Raw genomic sequence first — 18584 nt, 5'->3', positions numbered from 1 at the left:
GGCCGCCGGATGTCTGAGTGGCTGGCGGGGCGAGACACGCTCCGCGGGGAGGGACACCAGGATGATCAACCGCCGACGCAGGGCCGGGGCCGTGCTGACCGCCGTCGCGGCCGTCGTCGCCGCATGGCTGCCCGTGACGTCCGCGCAGGCCGCGGACGGTCCGGTCGTGCACATCAAGATGCGGCAGGACAAGATCGCGTTACCCATGCCACCGAGCGAGGTTCCGTCGCAGGTGAGCTGGCTGCTCCACAACGACGGGCCCGGTGTCGCGAAGGACGTCACCATCAGCATGGACCTGACCGACGTCAAGAGCTGGCTCATGGTCGACCGCAAGCCTGCTGACGACGTCTACACCGGGTCCACCCTCGCGGAGGTTGCCGAGGGCGACACCTCCGGCGGCATCGTGCACATCAACCCGAAGCCCGGCACCCCGGTCGGCACCACCGGCACGGTGATCATGAAGGGCACGTCGTCCAACGGCACGGTCGTCTCCACCCCCGTCGAACTGACCGTGGATTCCCCCAAGTTGACGGTGAACAATCTGGCCGACCGGAAGGGCGACAAGCCGGGGACCACCATCGAGACGCCGGTCACCATCAGCAACACCGGTTCCGTGCCCGCCGACGGGGTCCAGCTGAAGGTGCTCACCACCCGCGGCCTCGCGTACGCCGACCGGTTCTCCAACTGCGCCTACTCCACGGTCTCCGCGGACCCGTACGGCGGCCCCTCCGAGCAGGCGCTGTGCACCTTCGACACGGTCGTCGAGCCCGGCAAGAGCTACCGGCTGGACCAGCCGCTGGACCTGGAGGTGAATCAGCAGGCCCTCTACGAGTTCGTCCGCCGCGAGGCCCTGCCCCTGTCGGGCGCCGAGGTGCCGTCGGGGAGCGGTCCGAAGCTCTCCCTGGTCGCCGCCGGGGCCGCGGACACCTCCGGCACGAAGATCGGCAGGCAGTACGTGCTGGCCGACAACTCCGCCGACATGGCCGCGGGCGGCGACACCGCCGAGGGCGCGCCGGGCGACCTGGTGCACGTGGACCTCTCGTTGAGCAACGAGGGCCCGGCCCGCATGGACAACAACGTCAGCGACGACCAGCCGGCGCTGCTGTTCACCGTCCCCACCGGCACCAGGGCCGTGGAGATCCCCAAGCCGTGCAGCGTGTGGCTCCCCGACGCGCAGGCCGGCAACGGCGAGCAGACCCCCGGCGAGCCGCAGTACGTCTGCAACCCTCTGGAGACCGGGTTCGAGGTCGGGGACACCCGTACCTTCCGCTTCGGCCTGAAGATCCGTGAGGGTGCCGAGACCACCACCGGTGCGGCCAAGGCGACCACGGCGTACGACAACAAACTGGAGTTCGACGACAACCAGGCCAACAACACCGCGCCCGTCACGGTCGAGGTCGAGGAGGCCGGCGGCGCCACCGCCTCGCCCTCCGCGTCCCCCGCCGCCACGGGCGACGACGGCAACGACGTCAAGACCCAGACGGCCGCCGACGCGGCCGTGACCGGCTCGCTCGCCAGCACGGGCAGCAGCAGTGCGCTGCCCGTCGCCGGCGCGGTGGGCGCGGGCGCGCTGCTGATCGGTGGCGCGCTGGTGTTCTTCGTACGGCGCAGGAAGGCCTGACGCGAGAAGGACTCACGGAACCTGGCCCGGTCGGCGACCCGCTCCCCCCGAAGCCGCCGACCGGGCTGGTCCTCGACCGCACGCGCTCGGGCTGCGGGAGTAACCCGGCGACGGCGCGGGAGGCCTGGAGGCTCGGTGGTGATGACTGCGGCCAGGGGCTGGGGCCGTATCCCTATGAGAAGACTCTAGAACGGATGAGCGCCCGGGCCTAGAGGCTTATGGACGCCAAGTGCCGTGCCGTGTGGCTCTCCGTCACACGCCCTGGTGGTCCAGGGTTCTACGCGGGTCCGTCAGCGCTTCCGTCGGTCCGGCGGCGCAGATCGGCATCCTCCGCGACACCCTCGATGACCGCGCTCGCCACCCGGTCCAGGGGCAGCCGACGCCGCCGCGCGTACTGCCGCAGCGCCACGAACGCCTCGTCGGCGGGGACGCTCCAGCGCTCGGCGAGCATCCCCTTGGCCTGCTCGATGCGGACCCTGCTGGACAGGGCCTCCTGCAACTGCCCGGACAACGTGCGGTACCGGGCGTAGGTGTGACGGTTCTGCAGACCGAGGGCGGCGGCGTCGGCCAGCGCCTGGGCGACCTGCACCTCGGAGGTGACCTCGTCGGCCGGACTCGTGTCGGGCAGCGTGGGGACGAACACGTTGAGGGCGCCCAGCAGGGTCTCACGGCGGCGCAGCGGGACCGCGAACGTCGTCACGATGTCGTGCCTGAGGGCCCGTTCGGTGAAGTCGGGCCAGCGGGCGGCCGCGTGGGCGACCCGTATGGAGACCGGCGGTACGGCCTTTCCCGAGCCGTAGCTGTCCAGACAGGGCCCACCGCCGTGCTGCGCCTCCAGCAGATCCAGCGCCACCCGCTCGTGCCGGCTGCTCGCGGCCAGCGACACCGACCGGCCGCCGTCGATGAGCATCACCCCGGCCGCCCGTGCGTCGAGCAGCTCCACACAGTGGTCGGAGACCCGTTGTAAGTACCGGGTGGCCTCGAAGTCCTCGACGAGGGTGTCCGCCGCCTCCACCAGTGCCGAGGCCAGCCGGATCTCCCTGGTGGCGTACCGCATCGCTGAGCACTCCCCTTCATCGACGAGCGCCCCCGTACGGGCGCGCACCTACCCCGACCTTCGAGGCTGTAACAGCTCCTGGACAAGGCTCCGGCGAGCTCGTGGGCGGCGCGCCCGGTGTGTCACGATTGAGACTTGCCACAGTGCACCCAGGGGGGAATTGGATGTACGTCAGCAGGGGGGCCAGGAGGGCGGCCCGCGCACGGGCGTCCGCGGCGGTGCTGGGGGCGGCACTGCTGCTCGCCGCGTGTTCGTCGTCGGAGGATCCGAAGAAGGAGGGCGACGGCGACAAGGCCGGTGCCGAAATCACCCAGCAGCCCAAGGAGGCCGACCCGTTCTGGGTCAACCCGGACGGCACCGCCGCCAAGCAGGTCGCGGCGTACGAGAAGAGCGGCAAGGACGACGAGGCCGGACAGATCCGCAAGATCGCCCAGCAGCCCACGGGGGAGTGGATCGGCCCGGAGAACCCGGAGCAGGAGGCACGCGGCTTCACCGAGGCCGCGGACAAGACCGGCCGTACGGCCCTCCTGGTCCTCTACAACATCCCGCACCGCGACTGCGGCCAGTACTCCCAGGGCGGCGCCGCCGACGGCAACGCCTACCGGACCTGGATCGACGGCGTGGCCGCGGGCATCGGCGACCGCTCGGCGACGGTGATCCTCGAACCGGACGCCGTCCTGCACCTGGTCGACGGCTGCACCAAGGACGAGTTCCACGAGGAGCGCTACGACCTGCTCAGCGGCGCCGTCGAGAAGCTCAAGTCCCTGAAGAACACGAAGGTCTACCTGGACGCGGGCAACGCGGGCTGGGGCCACCCCGACCAGATATTCCAACCCCTCCGGTGGGCCGGCATCGCCAAGGCCGACGGCTTCTCGGTGAACGTCTCCAACTTCTACTCCACCAAGGACTCCATCACCTACGGCAAGCAGCTCTCCGCCAAGGTCGGCGACAAACACTTCGTCATCGACACCAGCCGCAACGGCAACGGCCCGTACAAGGACGGCGACGAGAACGAGCGCTGGTGCAACCCACCGGGCAGGGCGCTGGGGGAGACGCCGACGATAAAGACGGCGGACCCGCTGGTGGACGCCTACCTGTGGGTCAAGCGCCCGGGTGAGTCGGACGGCGAGTGCAAGGGCGGCCCGAAGGCGGGTCAGTGGTGGCCGACCTACGCCTTGAAGCTGGCGGAGGGTTCAACGCCCTAGGGGCGCGGGGCTGTATCGATTTGCGGCTCCGCCGCGTGGGCGCGACCAGCCACAACGCTCCCGCACCCGAAAAGCAAAGGTGCGGGAGCGTTTCAGTGCTAAGGAACTCGAACCCACTGAGCCTTCGACGGCGTCCCCTGATCGTCATCGACGAACAGCATGTACCACCCCGACTGCACCAGATTCTTGTTCTCCGGCACCGTCACCTTCACCTTGTCCCCGGACACCGTGAACTTCAGCTCGACGGACCGCTGATCCACATCGGTCACATGAGTGGACGCACTGGGCCGGATCAACCGCACCTTCTTGATCACGGAGGCCTGCGGAGAGGTGAACGTCCCCGAAGCCCCCCGAGCGATCGTCTGCGGCCCCCCGGACAGCGAAGGCCGGGAGTCCCGGTACAGATAGGGCGGCGTATAGATCTCGATCCGCTGCTCGAAGACACCCGGCTTCGTGTTCGCCTTGTCCCCGTACAACGAGTCCGATCCGAAGAACATCACCCGCCCGTCCGGCAGCAGCAGCGACCCGGAGTGGTAGTTGCGCCCCACCAGCGGATCGGCCACCGACTCGAACGTGTTGGTGTCCGGGTGGTACAGCCGGGCCTGATGGATGTTGGAGTCACCGCGCCCGCGATAGTCCTCCGACCCCCCGGACACCAGCACGCTGTCGTCGGGAAGGATCGACGCCTGCGGATACCGCGTCCCCTTCTCCAGCGTCGGCCCGTCCACGAACTTCGGGCTGTCCGCCTTCATGTCCACGATCCGCGTCCGGTTGCTGGACAGCTTGGACTCGCCGACCCCGCCGCCCCCGATCACCATGAACTTCTCGTCCTGTGCCGGAGGCAGCAGCACGGTCCCGGAGGTCTCCATCTCGTTCGGGTCGCTGAGCCCGGGGATCTTCGTGAACTTGTTGCTGTCCACGTCCCAGATGCCAGGATCACGCCCCACATTGTCCGGCCCGTACCCCGCGTTCGACCCCGAGTAGAAGACCTTGCCGTTCTGCATGAGGAACAGCGCGGGGTAGGTCGGGAACTGACGGACCTTCGAGAGGTACGTCCACTTCTTGGTCTTCGGGTCGAACACCTCGTTCTTGCCGGGGACCAGCTGCCCGATGTCGTCGAGACCGGAGACACTGAGGATCTTCCCGTCGCTCAGGGTGGTGAGCGTCGGATACCAGCGGGCCTCCTTCATCGGGTCGACCTTGATGTACTTCTCGGCGACCGGATCGAACTCGAAGGCGTCCCGGATTCCCTGGAAGTCCTTCTTGTCGAGCGCGAGCTTCTGCGCGATGCCGTACGTGTTGCGCGCGTCCGTCCCGGTCAGACCCTGGATCCGGTAGTTGTCCTGTGTACCGGTCTCGTACTTGGCGCCGCTCTTCTGCGCCTCGACATAGATACGCCCGAGGCCGGGGTCGTTGCGCAGGAACTTCCCGGTCGCCTTGTCGAAGACCTTCGTGGCCCGCTCGACGACGACCGGGTCCCTGGACACGAACGTCTTGCCGTTCTCCTTGCCGGTGAACCTGGTGCCCGCCGGCAAGGTGATCGGCCGGTCCGGGTTCTCGTTGTGGACGATCATCAGGCCGCCGGCCTTGGTGACGTCACCCTTGAGCTTCTCGTACCGCTTGGTGCCGCCGGCGATCAGCAGGTTGCCGTTCGCCAACTGTGTGTGCCCCGTGCAGAACAGGTCCTTGGGTGTCGGCACCTTCTTGATCGTGCCCTTGACCGGATCCCAGATCCGGGTGTCGAACCTCTTGGCGTCGAAGTTGTCCTGGTTGTTGCCCGAACCCGCCACCAGCAGCACCTTTCCGGTGCGCAGCAGCGCCGCGTGGATGGTGTTCTGCCGGTACTTCTCGGGGAACTGGACGATCTCCCACTTGCCGTTCTCGGCTTTGTACTCGGGCTTGTTGATCTGGTACTGGTGGTATTTCGCCGTCCCGAAGCGGTACAGCCACGGGCCGTTCATCCCGGCCAGCGCGAGCACCACCGCCGTACCGATCGCGAGCCGACGGGCGCGGCGGCGGCCTGCACGGTCGTTCATTCCTTACGTCCCCCAAGTCCACCGAGGGCGATCTGCATGGTCTGGTCGTTGCCCCCGTGGTCCCCGCTGTCCGCGGAGCCCGGCTTCGAGGCGGCGGCCCAGGTCGGCTTGTGGGCCGGGGCGTGCTGGGCCGGAGTGTGCTGGCCCGGCAGCGGCTGCGGCTGGTACTGCGCCGGAACCTGAGCCGGGGTCACCGGCCCGTGGGGCGCCTCGGCGGCCGCGGCGGGCTTCTTCCTCGCCTGTCGCAGCATGTGCCGCCAGGTGAAGATCGGTGTCGCGGTGATCAGCATGGCGAAGGTCGCCCAGATGATCATCGCGGGGTGCGAGTGCCCGAGGGCGACACCGGCACCGATCGAGCCACCGAAGATCGCGATGAAGTACCAGTGGTAGCGGAAGGTCGCGAACCACCGGTCGGGGCTCGCGGAGTCGCCCTTAGGCGTGACCACGAACTTGCTCTTGCGCCGCAGCAGCGAGTCGACCAGCGCCTTCGCGTACAGCGGGGCGGACAGCGCCGACATCACCATGCCCGCCACACCGCCGGAGCCCTCGGGCTCGTGCGGGGAGACGTTGTGGCGGCGGTTCCAGACGTACAGGCCGATCTGGAGCGCGGAGGCGTTGCCGTAGAGCATCAGCCACACGGTCGGGTCGATGTTCACACCCGAGGCGCCCAGGCCCAGGAACAGCGCGCAGCTCATGGCCGCGAGGATCCAGTTGAGGGCGGACATCGGGTAGAAGATGATCATCATCGTGTAGTTGAAGAGCTTGCTCGGCGGCAGCGAGTACCAGCCCTTCCAGTACTGCTTGAGGATCGTCTCGTACGTCCCGCGCGACCAGCGCATCTGCTGGGTGAAGAAGTCCGTCCAGGCGCTCGGGCCCTCACCGACCGCGAGCACGTCCGGGGTGTAGACCGAGCGCCACTTGCGGCCCGTCGCCGGGTTCTTGTGGCGGTGGATCTCGAAGCCGGTGGCCATGTCCTCGGTGATCGAGTCGTACAGCCCGCCGACCTGCTTGAGCGCCTTGATCCGTACGGCGTTGGAGGTGCCCACGAACATCGGGGCGCCGTACTTGTTGCCGGCGCGCTGGATCAGCGCGTGGAAGAGGAACTGCTGGGACTCGGCGGCCTTGGTGACGAAGTTGTCGTAGTTGCCGTAGACCTGCGGGCCGATCACGAAGCCGACGTCCGGGTCGCGGAAGAAGCCGAGCATCCGCTCCAGGTAGTTGGGCAGCGGCACGTGGTCGGTGTCCACGGAGGCGAAGAAGTCGTACTGGTCGCCGTGCGCGTCCAGCCAGGCGTTGTAGTTGCCGTGCTTGGTCTTGGCGCGGTGCGGGCCCTTGGGCTGGTTCCACTTCTCGATGCCCTTGCGGGAGAAGTGGTGCACGCCGAGCCGGGCGCACACCTCCTTGACCGCCGGGTCGTCGCCCTCGTCCAGGAGCCAGACGTGCATGAGGCCGCGGTGGCGGATCCGCACCGCGGCTTCCAGGGTCTTCGTCACCATCTCCAACGGCTCCTTGCCGGGCACGAAGGAGGTGAGGAAGGCGACTCTGGTGCCGGTCTCGGGAACCACCGGGATCGGGTCGCGGGCGACCAGGGTGGCGTGTGCGTTGGACAGGACGTTCATGCAGCGGAAGAACTCGATCAGGCCGATCGAGACGAGCATGACGATGTCCAGGGCCGGCAGCCACGAGAAGGCCGGGTAGTCGCGCTCGGTCCAGTGCTCGGGCTGGAGCAGCCAGGCCAGCAGGACCAGCGAGAGCAGCGGGGCCGCGGCGAGCATCAGGGCGACCCGGATGCGGTGCGGCTCCTGTGAGATCAGCGAGCGGTACTGCACCTTGTAGGGCTGGCCCGGGTCGGGCTGTGTGAGGGGACCGGCCAGTCTGCTGTAGTGCTCGTAGTCGTACTTCGGAAGTGTCTTCTTTATCCGGCCCAGTGTGCCGGTCCGATGTGAAGGCAGCCTGAGCTGTGTGGTGTCGGACGGGTCGAAGTTCTGCCGGGCGCCCGTCGGCGTCGACGTCATGAGTCATCCCCCCACACGCGGACGAGCCGCGTGTCGTCGTTTCCTTACGGCTGCTCAGGTCCCCCTCGACCTTCACAGACGCATCAGTGGTGGGCCGCAGTCACCACAATCTTCATAGCACTAGACAGGTAACGGCGGCCTTCCGGTTGCAGACGCCCCCCTCGGCATCCTCCGAAGCGGGGCCCCTTTCCCCGCAACACCGGCAACCGGCTCCTTGCCCCCCAAGTGCCGCGTATACGCAGCATCTTGAAAACCAGGGTTCTACGGTGCGCATCATGATCGCAAGATGCGAAACGCGGTGTTTACCGGGCATACGCGTTCATTGTGGCTCCTGTGGGGGCCTTGTGGAGTCGTTGCGGACATTTATACGGTCATCGGGTCCGCCCGGTTCACACCCCTTCATGCAGAAAGGCCCCCCGTCTGAGCGAGGGACCTTCCGTGTCTGTGCGCCGCCAGGGACTCGAACCCCGGACCCGCTCTGATGCCGCATCTCCTGGGGGATGACCCCCAGACCCCCAGCCGCCTGCGCCGAAACATGTCGGGCCCCCCGCTTTAACGGGAGGCCCGACATCGTCTGTGCGCCGCCAGGGACTCGAACCCCGGACCCGCTGATTAAGAGTCAGCTGCTCTAACCAACTGAGCTAGCGGCGCGTGCTGACCTGCGCAACTTTACCCGAAGCCGGAGGGTGCTCCGGACCGCCGTCCGGGCCGCCGTACATCATTCGGACCGTCAGCATGCGCGTCGGAGCGACAGTTGAGAAACTGGCGAATGTGCACAGTTGCGGACATTTCTATCTGGAGTGTGAGGGGCGTCGCATGGAGACTCCGGTGTTCGAGGAGATCGATCCCGCGAGCGACTGCGACTGCCCCGGTTGCGTCCACTGGCGGCGCGTCCTCCCCCGGTCGACCGGCGCCCACCCCGCCGCCACCCGGGCCATGATCCTCGCCGCCGTGGCCTCCACCGCCCTCGGCACCTTCCACACGGCCCCTGTCTTCGCCGCCCCCCACATCCCGGCCCGTGCGGGCGCCCCGGTGGGTGACGAGCCCGACACCCCGCAGGGCCACAAGGCCCCGCTGCACGGCCCCGGCGGCAGACCGGCGGCCGTCAAGGCGTCGACCACCACCCGCGCCGACATCATCCGGCGGGCCAAGGAGTGGGTCACCGCGAAGGTGCCCTACAGCATGTCCGCGTACTGGAGCGACGGCTACCGGCAGGACTGCTCGGGCTTCGTGTCCATGGCCTGGAACCTGCCGGGCAACGAGTGGACCGGCAGCCTGGCCCAGTACGGGATCAGGATCGCCAAGGACGAGCTACAGCCCGGCGACATCCTGCTCTTCCACAACCCTGACAACCCCGAGCAGGGCTCCCACGTCGTCATCTTCGGCGGCTGGACGGACTACACGCACACCTATTACCTCGCCTACGAGGAGGCCCGCCCGTACGCCCGCCAGCAGGCCACCCCGTACGCCTACTGGAACAACTCGGACCGGTACGTCGCCTACCGGTACAAAGGGCTCGCGGACGCCGCGGCGGGCGCGGAGCCGGACAACGCCAAGCCGCGGGCGCCCGAGGTGACGCCCTACCCGGGGGCCGCCTACTTCGGTCCCGGGGCCAACAACAAGTACGTCACCCAGCTCGGCCGCATGCTCGTGAAGCGCGGCGCCGGGCGCTATTACACCTCCGGTCCCGGCCCCCGCTGGGCGGACGCGGACCGCAGGGCCACCCGGGCGTTCCAGCACGCGCAGGGCCGGCACGGCGAGGACGCGGACGGGCTGCCCGGCGCGCAGACCTGGAAGCTGCTGGTGACCGGCAGGGGAAGGGACATCGAGCCGACGGGCGGTCGGGCGGGAGCGGCCGGACCGACGGTGCCCTCCTCGCACGGCGTCCCCGGCTACCCGGGGCGCGCGATGTTCCGGCCCGGCGCGACCAACGAGTACGTCACCCAGCTCGGCCGGCAGCTGGTGAAGAAAGGGTTCGGCAAGTACTACACGACCGGGCCGGGGCCGCGCTGGGGCGAGCCGGACCGGCGAGGCGTCGAGGCCTTCCAGCGCTCCCAGGGCTGGCGGGGCGGCGCGGCGGACGGTTTCCCGGGGCCGGAGACCTGGCGTCGGCTGTTCTCGTAGCCGGGCGGCGTGTGGCCGGCCGGCTCTCCACCAGCCGGCCCGTCATCACCCCACCCGTCATCACCCCACCCGGCTCGTCATCACCCGGCCGTCATCACCCGGCTCCTCACCACCCGGCCGTCATCACCTGGCCCGTCATCACCTGACCTGTCATCACCTGTTGTGACGCATCTGGCGCGGAGGCTGGAGGCACTCATGAGCACGACCACTTCACACACCCCCGAGTCCGAGGGGCCGCCCCGGTCCGCACGGCTCATCCAGAACGAGGCGACCACCGAGATCCCGGTCCATCTGCTCTTCCGTGACGACCCGGACCCGGTCGCGGTACCGCTGAAGCCCGCGGTGGTGGCACGCAGGCAGGGCACCGGAGAACAACCCCGCCTGCGCGGGCCCGCCCAGATCACCCCGCGTCCGGTACCCGACGTCGACCCCGAGCTGGCCGAGCGTCCCGCGCGGGTGCTGCCGGGCTCGGTGGGCGTCCTCGCCGGCGTCTGCGGACTGGCCGGGTGCGCGGCCACCTCGTGGTGGGCCGGCCTGCTGCCGCCGCTCGCCCTGGCGGCGCTCAGGGTCCCGGAGTCCGCGGGCGCGGGCCTCGGTCCGGCGCAGTGGGCGGCGTACGCCGGAGCCGGTGCCCTCGCCCTGTTCGGCTTCGGCGGACTGGCCCGTGGCCGCACCGGGCGCGCCTGGGTGCTCGGGCTGTTCGGCCGCTACCGGGGGACCGTCCGGCGCACCGGCCTGATGTGGGTCAACCCGCTGCTGCTGCGCCGCCGGGTCGACGTACGGCTGCGGCACTGGCGCGGCGAGCCGATGCCGGCCGCCGACGCGAGCGGGGTCGCGCTCCGGGTCGTGGTCCTGGTGGTGTGGCGGGTGCGGGACACCGCTCGGGCCACGCTCGGCGTCGACGATCACGAGACATATCTGCGCGAGTGCGTGGAGGCCGCGCTCGCCAGGGTCCCGGTGGAGGCGCCGGGCTCCGGCCGCGGTTCGGCCGACGCGGCGGGGGAGGCGCTGACCCGGCTGGTGGCCGCGGAGACCGCGCCCGTCGGCGTCGAGGTGTTCTCGGTCCAGCCGCTGCGTGTCGAGTACGCCCCCGAGGTCGCCGCCGCGATGCACCGGCGCCGGATCGCCGCGCTGGACGCCCAGCACCGGGCGACCGTGCTGAACTCGGTCGTGGACTCCGTGGAGGACACCGTGACCCGGCTGACCATGCGGGGCCTGGTGGAACTGGACGACTACGAACGCAAGGCGCTGGTGAAGGACTTGACGGTGGCGTTCTGCGCGGGGCGGCAGGAAGCGGGCTCGTGATTGGTATGGACATGTTCAAGTAGCGGTCATAGTCTGGTACTTGGTCTAGACCTGCAAGCTCACTGAACTTCCCCCACGTTCCCAGGAGCAGCAGCATGCGCAGAAGGGCCAAGTGGTACGCCACCGCACTCGGACTCACCACCGCCGGCACCCTCGTCCTGTCCACCGGGGGCGCCAGCGGCCACGGCTACACCGACCTCCCCATCAGCAGGCAGAAGCTCTGCCAGAACGGCACCGTGACGAACTGCGGCGACATCCAGTGGGAGCCGCAGAGCGTCGAGGGCCCCAAGGGCTTCCCGGCCGGCGGACCCGCCGACGGCCAGATATGCAACGGCGGCGTGAGCCGCTTCAGCCAGCTCAGCGCGCCGCGGACCCCGTCGGGCGCCGCTTGGCCGGCGACCAAGGTGACGGGCGGCCAGAGCTACACCTTCCGCTGGCAGTTCACCGCCATGCACGCCACGACCGACTTCAAGTACTACGTCACCAAGGCGGGCTGGAACCAGAACCACAACCTGGCCCGCTCCGACCTCAACCTCACCCCGTTCCTGACCGTCCCCTACAACGGTCAGCGACCCCCCTCCACCCTCTCGCACAGCGGCACCCTGCCGTCCGGGCTCAGCGGACGGCATGTGATCGTCGCGGTGTGGACGATCGCCGACACGACGAACGCGTTCTACGCCTGCTCGGACGTCACGTTCTGAGCATTGCTTGAGACAGTCCGGTCTTCCCCCGGGGTAGGTTCCCCCACACGATCAAGCGATCGGTGCCTGACCTCGGGGGATCTGTCATGGACGCCATCTTCTACCTCATTCCCTGCCTGATCATGGCCGTGACCCTGTCCGGCGCGTACGTCATGGTGCGGCGCTGGCTGCGGATGCGCAGAGCCTGGACGAGCGGCCTCACCGCCGAGGCGCGGTGCCTGCGGGTGTACGCCGTGGCGCACGGCGGCGGCGACAGCCGGGTGCACACGAGCCTGCGCCATGTGTACGAGTTCAGGGCCCGCGACGGCCGGATCGTCCGCTTCGAGGAGGAGGGCGGCCCGGGGACCACGCTCGAGGGGGACGTCGTCATCGTGCGCTACGCCGAGGGCCCGCGCATCGTGGCCACGGCCCGCCCCGGTGGCGGCGGGCTCGGCTGCGCCGCCTTCACGGTGGTGGCCTTCGCTGGGGTGGCCGTCCTGTTCTGCGTCGGCTTCATGGTCACCGTCGCCACGATGTCCTAGACCTCCACATCTGACGGTTCGTCAATTACCGTACGCCCCCATGGACTCCAGGAGGCGTACGGTCGCGGAGCTCGTCGCCGGGCGGTGGGGCGACGACCGGCCCGGGCTGTGGTTCGAGGGGCGCTCGCTCACCCACCACGAGGTGGCGGCGGGCGCCGCCGTCCGGGCGGCACTGCTCACCGACCTGCTGCCGGGCGCCGGGGCCCACATCGGTCTGTTGCTCGACAACACACCGGAGTACCCCTTGTGGTTGAGCGCCGCCGCCCTCGCCCGCGCGGCCGTCGCCGGCGTCAACCCCACCCGCCGGGGCCCCGAGCTGGCCCGCGACATCCTGCACACCGAATGCCGTCTGCTGATCACCGAGGGGGCCCACCTGCCGTTGCTGCGCGGCCTCGACCTCCCCGGCGTCCGCCTGCTGGTGACCGGCACCGAGGAGTACGACACCCTGCTCGCGCCCTACGCCGGCGTCGAACCGGACGCCTCCCGCGCCGCCCCCGACGACCGGCTGCTCCTCTACTTCACCTCCGGCTCGACCGGCGCCCCCAAGGCCGCGCTCTGCTCCCAGGGCCGGCTGGCCGCCGCCGGGCGCTCGCTGGCCGACCAGTTCCGGCTCGGCCCCGACGGCGTGCACTACGTCTGCATGCCGATGTTCCACGGCAACGCGGTGATCGCCGACTGGGCGCCCGCGCTGGCGAGCGGGGCCGGGGTCGCGCTCAGGCGGCGGTTCTCGGCCTCGGGGTTCCTGGCGGACGTGCGGGCGTACGGGGCGACGTACTTCACCTATGTCGGCCGGGCGATCCAGTACGTCCTCGCCACCGAGGCGCGCGAGGACGACCGGGACAACCCGCTGCGGCTCGGCTTCGGCACGGAGGCGGGGGCGGTGGACGCGGCGGCCTTCGAACGGCGGTTCGGGGTGCGGTTGGTCGAGGGGTACGGGTCCTCCGAGGGCGGCGCGGCGATCCAGTGGTCGCCCGGGACTCCGCGGGGCGCGGTCGGTCGGGCGGGGCCCGGGCTCGTCGTACTCGATCAGGAGACGGGTCAGGAGTGTCCGCACGGTTCGACCCGGCCGGGCGGCTGCTGAACGGGGACGAGGCGATAGGGGAGCTGGTGAACAGGGCCCCGAACCCCTTCGAGGGGTACTGGCGCAACCCCGAGGCGGAGGCCGAGCGCCGCCGGGGAGGCTGGTACTGGACCGGTGACCTCTTCTACCGGGACGCCGACGGCCACCTCTACTTCGCGGGCCGTACGGATGACAGGCTCCGCGTCGACAGCGAGAACCTGGCCGCGGCGGTGATCGAGAACATCCTCGCGCGCTACGAGGGGGCGGTGGCCGTCGCCGTGTACGCGGTGCCGGATCCGGTCACCGGGGACCAGGTGATGGCGACCGTCGCGGGGAGCTTCGACCCGGTGACCTTCGCGGACTTCCTGGAAGCCCAGCCCGATCTCGGCACGAAGATGGCACCCCGGTTCGTGCGGGTGGTGGAGCGGATGCCGGTCACGGCCACGAACAAGATCCACCGGGCGCGGCTCAGGAAGGAGGGCGTGCGGTGCACGGACCCGGTGTGGTGGCGACCACCGGGCTCACGGACATACCAGCCCCTGGAAAACGCCGAAGGACCCCCCGCTCCCACGAGAGGTCCTTCACCGGTGCGCCGCCAGGGACTCGAACCCCGGACCCGCTGATGCTGCATCCTCTGGGGAGGTGACATCAGCGGCTGCGCCGCGGGCCCCAGACCCCCAGCCGCCGTCTCGGCACCCTGAAACGCCGAAGGACCCCCCGCTCCCACGAGAGGTCCTTCACCGGTGCGCCGCCAGGGACTCGAACCCCGGACCCGCTGATTAAGAGTCAGCTGCTCTAACCAACTGAGCTAGCGGCGCATGACTCTCGCCCTCCGCCTTCGGCGGCTGGCGACAGGAAAAATACTACCTGGTCCCGGGGGGTGCTTCTGACCACCCGGGGAGGGGTCCTCTCAGATGGCCAGGGACAGCAGCACCGGGGCTGCGCTCCTGTTCAGGCGGTCCGTCGCCTGGCGCAGCCGGTGGGCCTGGTCGATCGGGAGGGACAGCGCGAGGCAGCCCACCGACGACCCCGCCGTGATCGGCACCGCCGCGCACACCGTGCCCACCGCGTACTCCTGGAGGTCGAGGTGCGGGACCGTGGGCGGCTGGGCCTCCAGACGGGAGAGCAGCAGCTTGTCGCTGGTGATGGTCCGCGAGGTGAGCCGGGTCATGCGGTGCCGGGAGAGGTGGTCGCGGCGGCCGTTGTGGTCGAGCTGGCTGAGCAGGCTCTTGCCGAGCGCGGTGGCGTGGGCGGAGGAGCGGAAGTCCACCCACTCGTTGACCGCCGGGGTCGCGGGACCGTCGGCGTACTGGGCGATGGTCACCTCGCCGTCGACGTAGTGGCTGATGTATACGGCCGCGCCGATCGAGTCGCGCAGTTCGTCGAGGGTGCGCTGGAGCTTGTCGCGCAGGGCCTCGTCACGGTCATGGGTGGAGCTCAGCCTGGTCAGGGCGTCTCCGGTCACGTACGCGCCATCGGCGACCTGCTCGACGTACCCTTCGCGGCGCAGCATCCTCAGGAGCGTGGTCAGTCGCTCCGGGGCGAGGCCGGTGGTACGGGCGAGCTCGGCGTCGGTGACTCCGGCGGTGTGCCGCGCCACGGTCTCCAGGACGCGCAGTGCGTCCTGGGCCGAGTGGTACGGCGCGGTCGGTTCGTGCTTCAGCGCCACGGTGTTCCCCCTGCGCTCGCTCGGTCGCACTACTACTGGGCCGTAATCCAGACAGCGATCCCCTCCACGATAACCGGCAAAAGGCTTGTAGTGAGCGGCTGTTGACGAGATTCCGTCCCCGGGCCGGGCCCCCTCAGCAGGGGCGCCGTACTCTGGCATATGCCAGAGACATGACCCGGGTCCGGGACCTCGGAGATTGAACACTGTTCACTTCTTGTGATCAGAGAACCGCGCTCAGAAATTCCCGGGTGCGGTCCTGCGCCGGGTCGCTGAAGATCTTCTCCGGCGGGCCCGACTCGATGATGCGGCCCGAGTCGAACATCAGGACCTGGTCGGAGATGTCCCGGGCGAAGTTCATCTCGTGGGTCACGCAGAGCATGGTGATGTCGGTGGTGCGGGCGATGTCCCGCAGCACGTCGAGCACGCCCGCGACCAGCTCCGGGTCGAGCGCCGAGGTCACCTCGTCCAGCAGCAGCACCCGCGGCCGCATGGCCAGTGCCCGCGCGATCGCCACCCGCTGCTGCTGCCCGCCGGACAGCTGGGTCGGCCGGGCGCCGGCCTTGTCGGCGAGCCCGACCAGGTCGAGCAGCTCACGCGCGCGTGCCTCCGCCTCGTCCTTGGACATGCCGAGCACGGTGACGGGCGCCTCGGTGATGTTGCGCAGGACCGTCATGTTCGGGAACAGGTTGAACTGCTGGAAGACCATCCCGATCTTCTTGCGCACCTCGCGCAGCTGCTTCTCCGGCGCCGGGAACAGCTTCTCGCCGTCCACGGTGACCGTGCCCTCGTCGGGCTTGGTCAGCGTCATCAGCATCCGCAGGATCGTGGTCTTGCCGGACCCGGAGGGACCGATCAGCGTCACGTGCTTGCCGGAGTCGACGGAGAAGCTCAGCCGGTCCAGGACCGTGTTCGACCCGAAGCGCTTGGTCACGTCCTCGAAGCGGATCAGCTCACTGCCGTCGACCGGCGGGTTGGTGTGCGCGTCGGTTTCTTTCGTCAGGGGAGTGTCAGCGGACAAGACGTCGCTCCAGGGATCGCAGAAGAAGGGAGGCCAGATAGGAGATGACGATGAAGGCCACGCCGATCACGGTCAGCGGCTCGGTGAACTGGAAGTGCTCCTGCGCGAACAGCCGCGCCTCGCCGAGCATCTCCAGGACCGTGATCACCATCAGCATCGGTGTGTCCTTGAGCATCGAGATCACGTAGTTGCCGAGGGCCGGCACGACCCGGCGGATCGCCTGCGGCAGGATCACCACCTGCCAGGTCCTGATCCGCGGCAGGTTCAGCGCGGTCGCCGCCTCCCACTGGCCGGCGGGCACCGCCTCGATACCGGCCCGGTAGACCTGCATGGTGTACGTCGAGTAGTGCAGCCCGATCCCGATGACACCGGTGGCCAGCGCCGAGAGGGTCACACCCCACTCGGGCAGCACATAGAAGAGGAAGAACAGCTGGACCAGCAGCGGGGTGTTGCGCACGAACTCCGTGACCACTCCGACCGGCCAGCGCACGAACCGCGAGGGCGCGCGCATCAGCAGCGCCCACACCAGCCCGAGGACGAAAGAGATCAGCGAGCCGAGCGCGAGGGCCTGCAGGGTGACCAGCAGACCGTCCCAGAACTGCGGCATGAAGTCGCCCACGGCGCTCCAGTCCCACTCCATCAGACACCACCTACGACCGGCTCGGGCACCTTCACCTCACGGGTGGGCGCCTTGCCGACCCCCGCCTTCAGCTTCTTCTCCAGGCCCCGCATCAACCGCGTGAGCAGGAAGGCGATCACGAAGTAGATGAGCAGCAGATACGTGTAGATCCCGGCGCTCTCCTGGAGCGCGAGCCGCACCAGGTTGCCGCTGAAGGCGAGGTCGCCCATGCCCATCACGGACACCAGCGCGGTGCCCTTGAGCAGCTCGATCAGCAGGTTGGAGAACGGCGGAATCATCTCCGGCACCGCCTGCGGCAGCAGGATCAGCCTGAGCCGCTGCCAGGGCGTGAAGCTCAGCGCGATGCCGCCCTCCTGCTGGGCCGGGTCGACCGCCTTGAGCGCCCCGCGCACGATCTCGGAGCCGTACGCCCCGTAGGTCAGGCCGAGCGCGAGCGTGCCCGCCCACATCGGCACGAGCTGCCAGCCGAAGGCCGGGGGCAGCACGAAGAACACCCAGAAGATCATCACCAGCGCGGAGGTGCCGCGGAACACCTCGGTGTAGAGGCCCGCGAGGAAGCGGACGATCCACAGCCGGTGGGTGCGCGCGACGCCGACCACGAAGGACACGGCGGCGGCGAGCAGTGAGCTGAACACCAGCAGCTGGACGGTCGTCCAGATGCCCCTGAGGACCAGTTCCCAGAGTCCGGTTGTCATCCGCCGCAGAGCTCCTTCGCGGTCAGGTCCGTCATCTCGGCCCGGGTGAACCCGAAGGGCTTGAGGATCCGGAGCAGTTCCCCGCTCTTCTTCAGCTTCCGCAACTCGACGTTGAAGGCGTCCCGCAGGTTCGTCTCGGTGCGGCGGAACGCGAAGGCCCCGCCGTCGGTGTGCGGCTTGCCGCCCACGATCGGCGGGAAGGCCTTCGTGGCCTCCGCCTTGGCCGATTTCTTCACCACCTCACGGGTGGTGAGCGCGGTCCCGGCGAACACGTCGACGCGCCCCGCCTCCACCGCGTTCAGCCCCGCGACCTGGTCGGGAACGATCAGGATGTCGCTCTCCTTGTAGCCCGCCTCGACGGCGTACTGGATCTCCGCGTAACCGGTGCCGGTGGCGAACTTCGCCTTCTTCTCGACGACGTCCTTGTAGTTGTGAAGACCTTTTGGATTTCCCTTGCGCACGATGAAGGAATCGAGCATCTGATAGTCGGGATCTGCGAAGATCACCTGCTCGCAACGTTCCGGGGTGACATACATCCCGGCCGCGACGACATCGAACTGCTGTGAATTCAGCCCGGGAATGAGCGAGCCGAACTCGGTGGGCACCGGCTGCACCCGGTCCACGCCGAGCCGCTTGAATATCACCTTCGCGAGTTCCGGCGCCTCGCCGGTCAGGTCGCCGTTCTTGTCGATGTATCCGAAGGGAATCTCACCGGCGATTCCCAGCCGTACGACACCTGCCGCGCGCAGTCGGTCGAGCAGTTCACCGCCGCCCGTGGTGGAGGCGGTGGCCACGCGTGAGCAGCCCGCGGCGCCCAGGGCACCGAGCGCCGCCACCCCCGCGAGCAGCGATCGGCGGGTGGTCCCGGATATGTGTTCGCCATGTTCCAGTGGTGGAGCCATGGCGGCGCGGCTACC

14 protein-coding genes, 2 tRNA genes and 1 pseudogene are annotated in these 18584 nt (G+C 69.2%); 7 read left to right on the top strand and 10 right to left on the bottom strand.

Annotation, left to right across the window (positions count from 1 at the left end):
* The first annotated feature begins 61 nt into the window (after window positions 1-61).
* A complete protein-coding gene (locus ABZT93_RS05665; protein ID WP_356099392.1) occupies window positions 62-1621 on the top strand; it encodes an LPXTG cell wall anchor domain-containing protein in 1560 nt (519 codons plus the stop codon).
* Between the two features lie 277 nt (window positions 1622-1898).
* Here the strand turns inward: ABZT93_RS05665 and ABZT93_RS05660 are convergent, their stop codons facing one another.
* Complete coding sequence (locus ABZT93_RS05660; protein ID WP_356099389.1) at window positions 1899-2678, bottom strand: GAF and ANTAR domain-containing protein; 780 nt, start codon at window positions 2676-2678, stop codon at window positions 1899-1901.
* Window positions 2679-2842: 164 nt separating this feature from the next.
* Between ABZT93_RS05660 and ABZT93_RS05655 the strand changes: the two genes are divergently transcribed.
* Complete coding sequence (locus ABZT93_RS05655; protein ID WP_356099386.1) at window positions 2843-3883, top strand: glycoside hydrolase family 6 protein; 1041 nt, start codon at window positions 2843-2845, stop codon at window positions 3881-3883.
* A gap of 98 nt (window positions 3884-3981) precedes the next feature.
* Here the strand turns inward: ABZT93_RS05655 and ABZT93_RS05650 are convergent, their stop codons facing one another.
* The 3 genes from ABZT93_RS05650 to ABZT93_RS05640 all read right to left on the bottom strand — a co-directional run bounded on the left by ABZT93_RS05650 (window position 3982) and on the right by ABZT93_RS05640 (window position 8585).
* Entirely contained in the window at window positions 3982-5919 is a 1938-nt protein-coding gene (locus ABZT93_RS05650) for a kelch motif-containing protein (protein WP_356099383.1), read from the bottom strand.
* Entirely contained in the window at window positions 5916-7934 is a 2019-nt protein-coding gene (locus ABZT93_RS05645; protein ID WP_356099381.1) for a glycosyltransferase family 2 protein, read from the bottom strand. The genes ABZT93_RS05650 and ABZT93_RS05645 overlap by 4 nt, the downstream gene beginning before the upstream one ends.
* A gap of 577 nt (window positions 7935-8511) precedes the next feature.
* A tRNA-Lys gene (locus tag ABZT93_RS05640) sits at window positions 8512-8585 on the bottom strand.
* 165 nt (window positions 8586-8750) lie between these two features.
* On the opposite strand from ABZT93_RS05640, the gene ABZT93_RS05635 reads away from it, so the two are divergent.
* The 5 genes and pseudogenes from ABZT93_RS05635 to ABZT93_RS05615 all read left to right on the top strand — a co-directional run bounded on the left by ABZT93_RS05635 (window position 8751) and on the right by ABZT93_RS05615 (window position 14268).
* Window positions 8751-10058, top strand: a complete 1308-nt coding sequence (locus ABZT93_RS05635; RefSeq protein WP_356099378.1) for a peptidoglycan-binding protein — start codon at window positions 8751-8753, stop codon at window positions 10056-10058.
* Between the two features lie 195 nt (window positions 10059-10253).
* A complete protein-coding gene (locus ABZT93_RS05630) occupies window positions 10254-11363 on the top strand; it encodes an SPFH domain-containing protein (RefSeq protein WP_356099375.1) in 1110 nt (369 codons plus the stop codon).
* Window positions 11364-11458: 95 nt separating this feature from the next.
* Window positions 11459-12064: a lytic polysaccharide monooxygenase gene (locus ABZT93_RS05625; RefSeq protein WP_356099372.1), complete on the top strand. Its 606-nt coding sequence runs from the start codon at window positions 11459-11461 to the stop codon at window positions 12062-12064.
* Between the two features lie 86 nt (window positions 12065-12150).
* A complete protein-coding gene (locus tag ABZT93_RS05620) occupies window positions 12151-12585 on the top strand; it encodes a hypothetical protein (protein ID WP_356099369.1) in 435 nt (144 codons plus the stop codon).
* 40 nt (window positions 12586-12625) lie between these two features.
* A pseudogene (locus ABZT93_RS05615) lies at window positions 12626-14268 on the top strand (long-chain-fatty-acid--CoA ligase).
* 121 nt (window positions 14269-14389) lie between these two features.
* Here the strand turns inward: ABZT93_RS05615 and ABZT93_RS05610 are convergent.
* From ABZT93_RS05610 to ehuB, 6 genes are all read right to left on the bottom strand, one after another.
* Window positions 14390-14463, bottom strand: a tRNA-Lys gene (locus tag ABZT93_RS05610).
* A gap of 92 nt (window positions 14464-14555) precedes the next feature.
* Window positions 14556-15314, bottom strand: coding sequence for an IclR family transcriptional regulator C-terminal domain-containing protein (locus ABZT93_RS05605; protein WP_356099366.1), 759 nt, complete (start codon window positions 15312-15314; stop codon window positions 14556-14558).
* Between the two features lie 220 nt (window positions 15315-15534).
* Window positions 15535-16332 carry an ectoine/hydroxyectoine ABC transporter ATP-binding protein EhuA gene (gene ehuA / locus ABZT93_RS05600; RefSeq protein ID WP_356099363.1) on the bottom strand — a complete coding sequence of 266 codons (798 nt, stop codon included), beginning with the start codon at window positions 16330-16332 and terminating at the stop codon, window positions 15535-15537.
* Window positions 16322-16972: an ectoine/hydroxyectoine ABC transporter permease subunit EhuD gene (ehuD, locus tag ABZT93_RS05595; protein ID WP_356099360.1), complete on the bottom strand. Its 651-nt coding sequence runs from the start codon at window positions 16970-16972 to the stop codon at window positions 16322-16324. The genes ehuA and ehuD overlap by 11 nt, the downstream gene beginning before the upstream one ends.
* A complete protein-coding gene (gene ehuC / locus ABZT93_RS05590; protein WP_356099356.1) occupies window positions 16972-17667 on the bottom strand; it encodes an ectoine/hydroxyectoine ABC transporter permease subunit EhuC in 696 nt (231 codons plus the stop codon). The genes ehuD and ehuC overlap by 1 nt, the downstream gene beginning before the upstream one ends.
* Window positions 17664-18569 carry an ectoine/hydroxyectoine ABC transporter substrate-binding protein EhuB gene (gene ehuB / locus ABZT93_RS05585; protein WP_356099352.1) on the bottom strand — a complete coding sequence of 302 codons (906 nt, stop codon included), beginning with the start codon at window positions 18567-18569 and terminating at the stop codon, window positions 17664-17666. Before ehuB ends, ehuC begins: the two co-directional genes overlap by 4 nt.
* Between the last annotated feature and the right edge of the window lie 15 nt (window positions 18570-18584).

Origin of the sequence: Streptomyces sp. NPDC005303 (genome assembly GCF_040607335.1) — a bacterium.
Classification (GTDB): domain Bacteria; phylum Actinomycetota; class Actinomycetes; order Streptomycetales; family Streptomycetaceae; genus Streptomyces.
Note: the sequence above shows the minus strand (reverse complement) of the source record. Positions and strands in the feature narration are given on the sequence as shown.

Bases quoted from the DNA above. Each gene is read 5' to 3' on its own strand.
- ABZT93_RS05660 (WP_356099389.1), bottom strand. From the start codon at position 2,678: ATGCGGTACGCCACCAGGGAGATCCGGCTGGCCTCGGCACTGGTGGAG.
- ABZT93_RS05630 (WP_356099375.1), top strand. From the start codon at position 10,254: ATGAGCACGACCACTTCACACACCCCCGAGTCCGAGGGGCCGCCCCGG.
- ehuC (WP_356099356.1), bottom strand. From the start codon at position 17,667: ATGACAACCGGACTCTGGGAACTGGTCCTCAGGGGCATCTGGACGACC.
- ehuD (WP_356099360.1), bottom strand. From the start codon at position 16,972: ATGGAGTGGGACTGGAGCGCCGTGGGCGACTTCATGCCGCAGTTCTGG.
- ABZT93_RS05645 (WP_356099381.1), bottom strand. From the start codon at position 7,934: ATGACGTCGACGCCGACGGGCGCCCGGCAGAACTTCGACCCGTCCGAC.
- ABZT93_RS05650 (WP_356099383.1), bottom strand. From the start codon at position 5,919: ATGAACGACCGTGCAGGCCGCCGCCGCGCCCGTCGGCTCGCGATCGGT.
- ABZT93_RS05665 (WP_356099392.1), top strand. From the start codon at position 62: ATGATCAACCGCCGACGCAGGGCCGGGGCCGTGCTGACCGCCGTCGCG.
- ehuB (WP_356099352.1), bottom strand. From the start codon at position 18,569: ATGGCTCCACCACTGGAACATGGCGAACACATATCCGGGACCACCCGC.
- ABZT93_RS05635 (WP_356099378.1), top strand. From the start codon at position 8,751: ATGGAGACTCCGGTGTTCGAGGAGATCGATCCCGCGAGCGACTGCGAC.
- ABZT93_RS05655 (WP_356099386.1), top strand. From the start codon at position 2,843: ATGTACGTCAGCAGGGGGGCCAGGAGGGCGGCCCGCGCACGGGCGTCC.
- ABZT93_RS05620 (WP_356099369.1), top strand. From the start codon at position 12,151: ATGGACGCCATCTTCTACCTCATTCCCTGCCTGATCATGGCCGTGACC.
- ABZT93_RS05625 (WP_356099372.1), top strand. From the start codon at position 11,459: ATGCGCAGAAGGGCCAAGTGGTACGCCACCGCACTCGGACTCACCACC.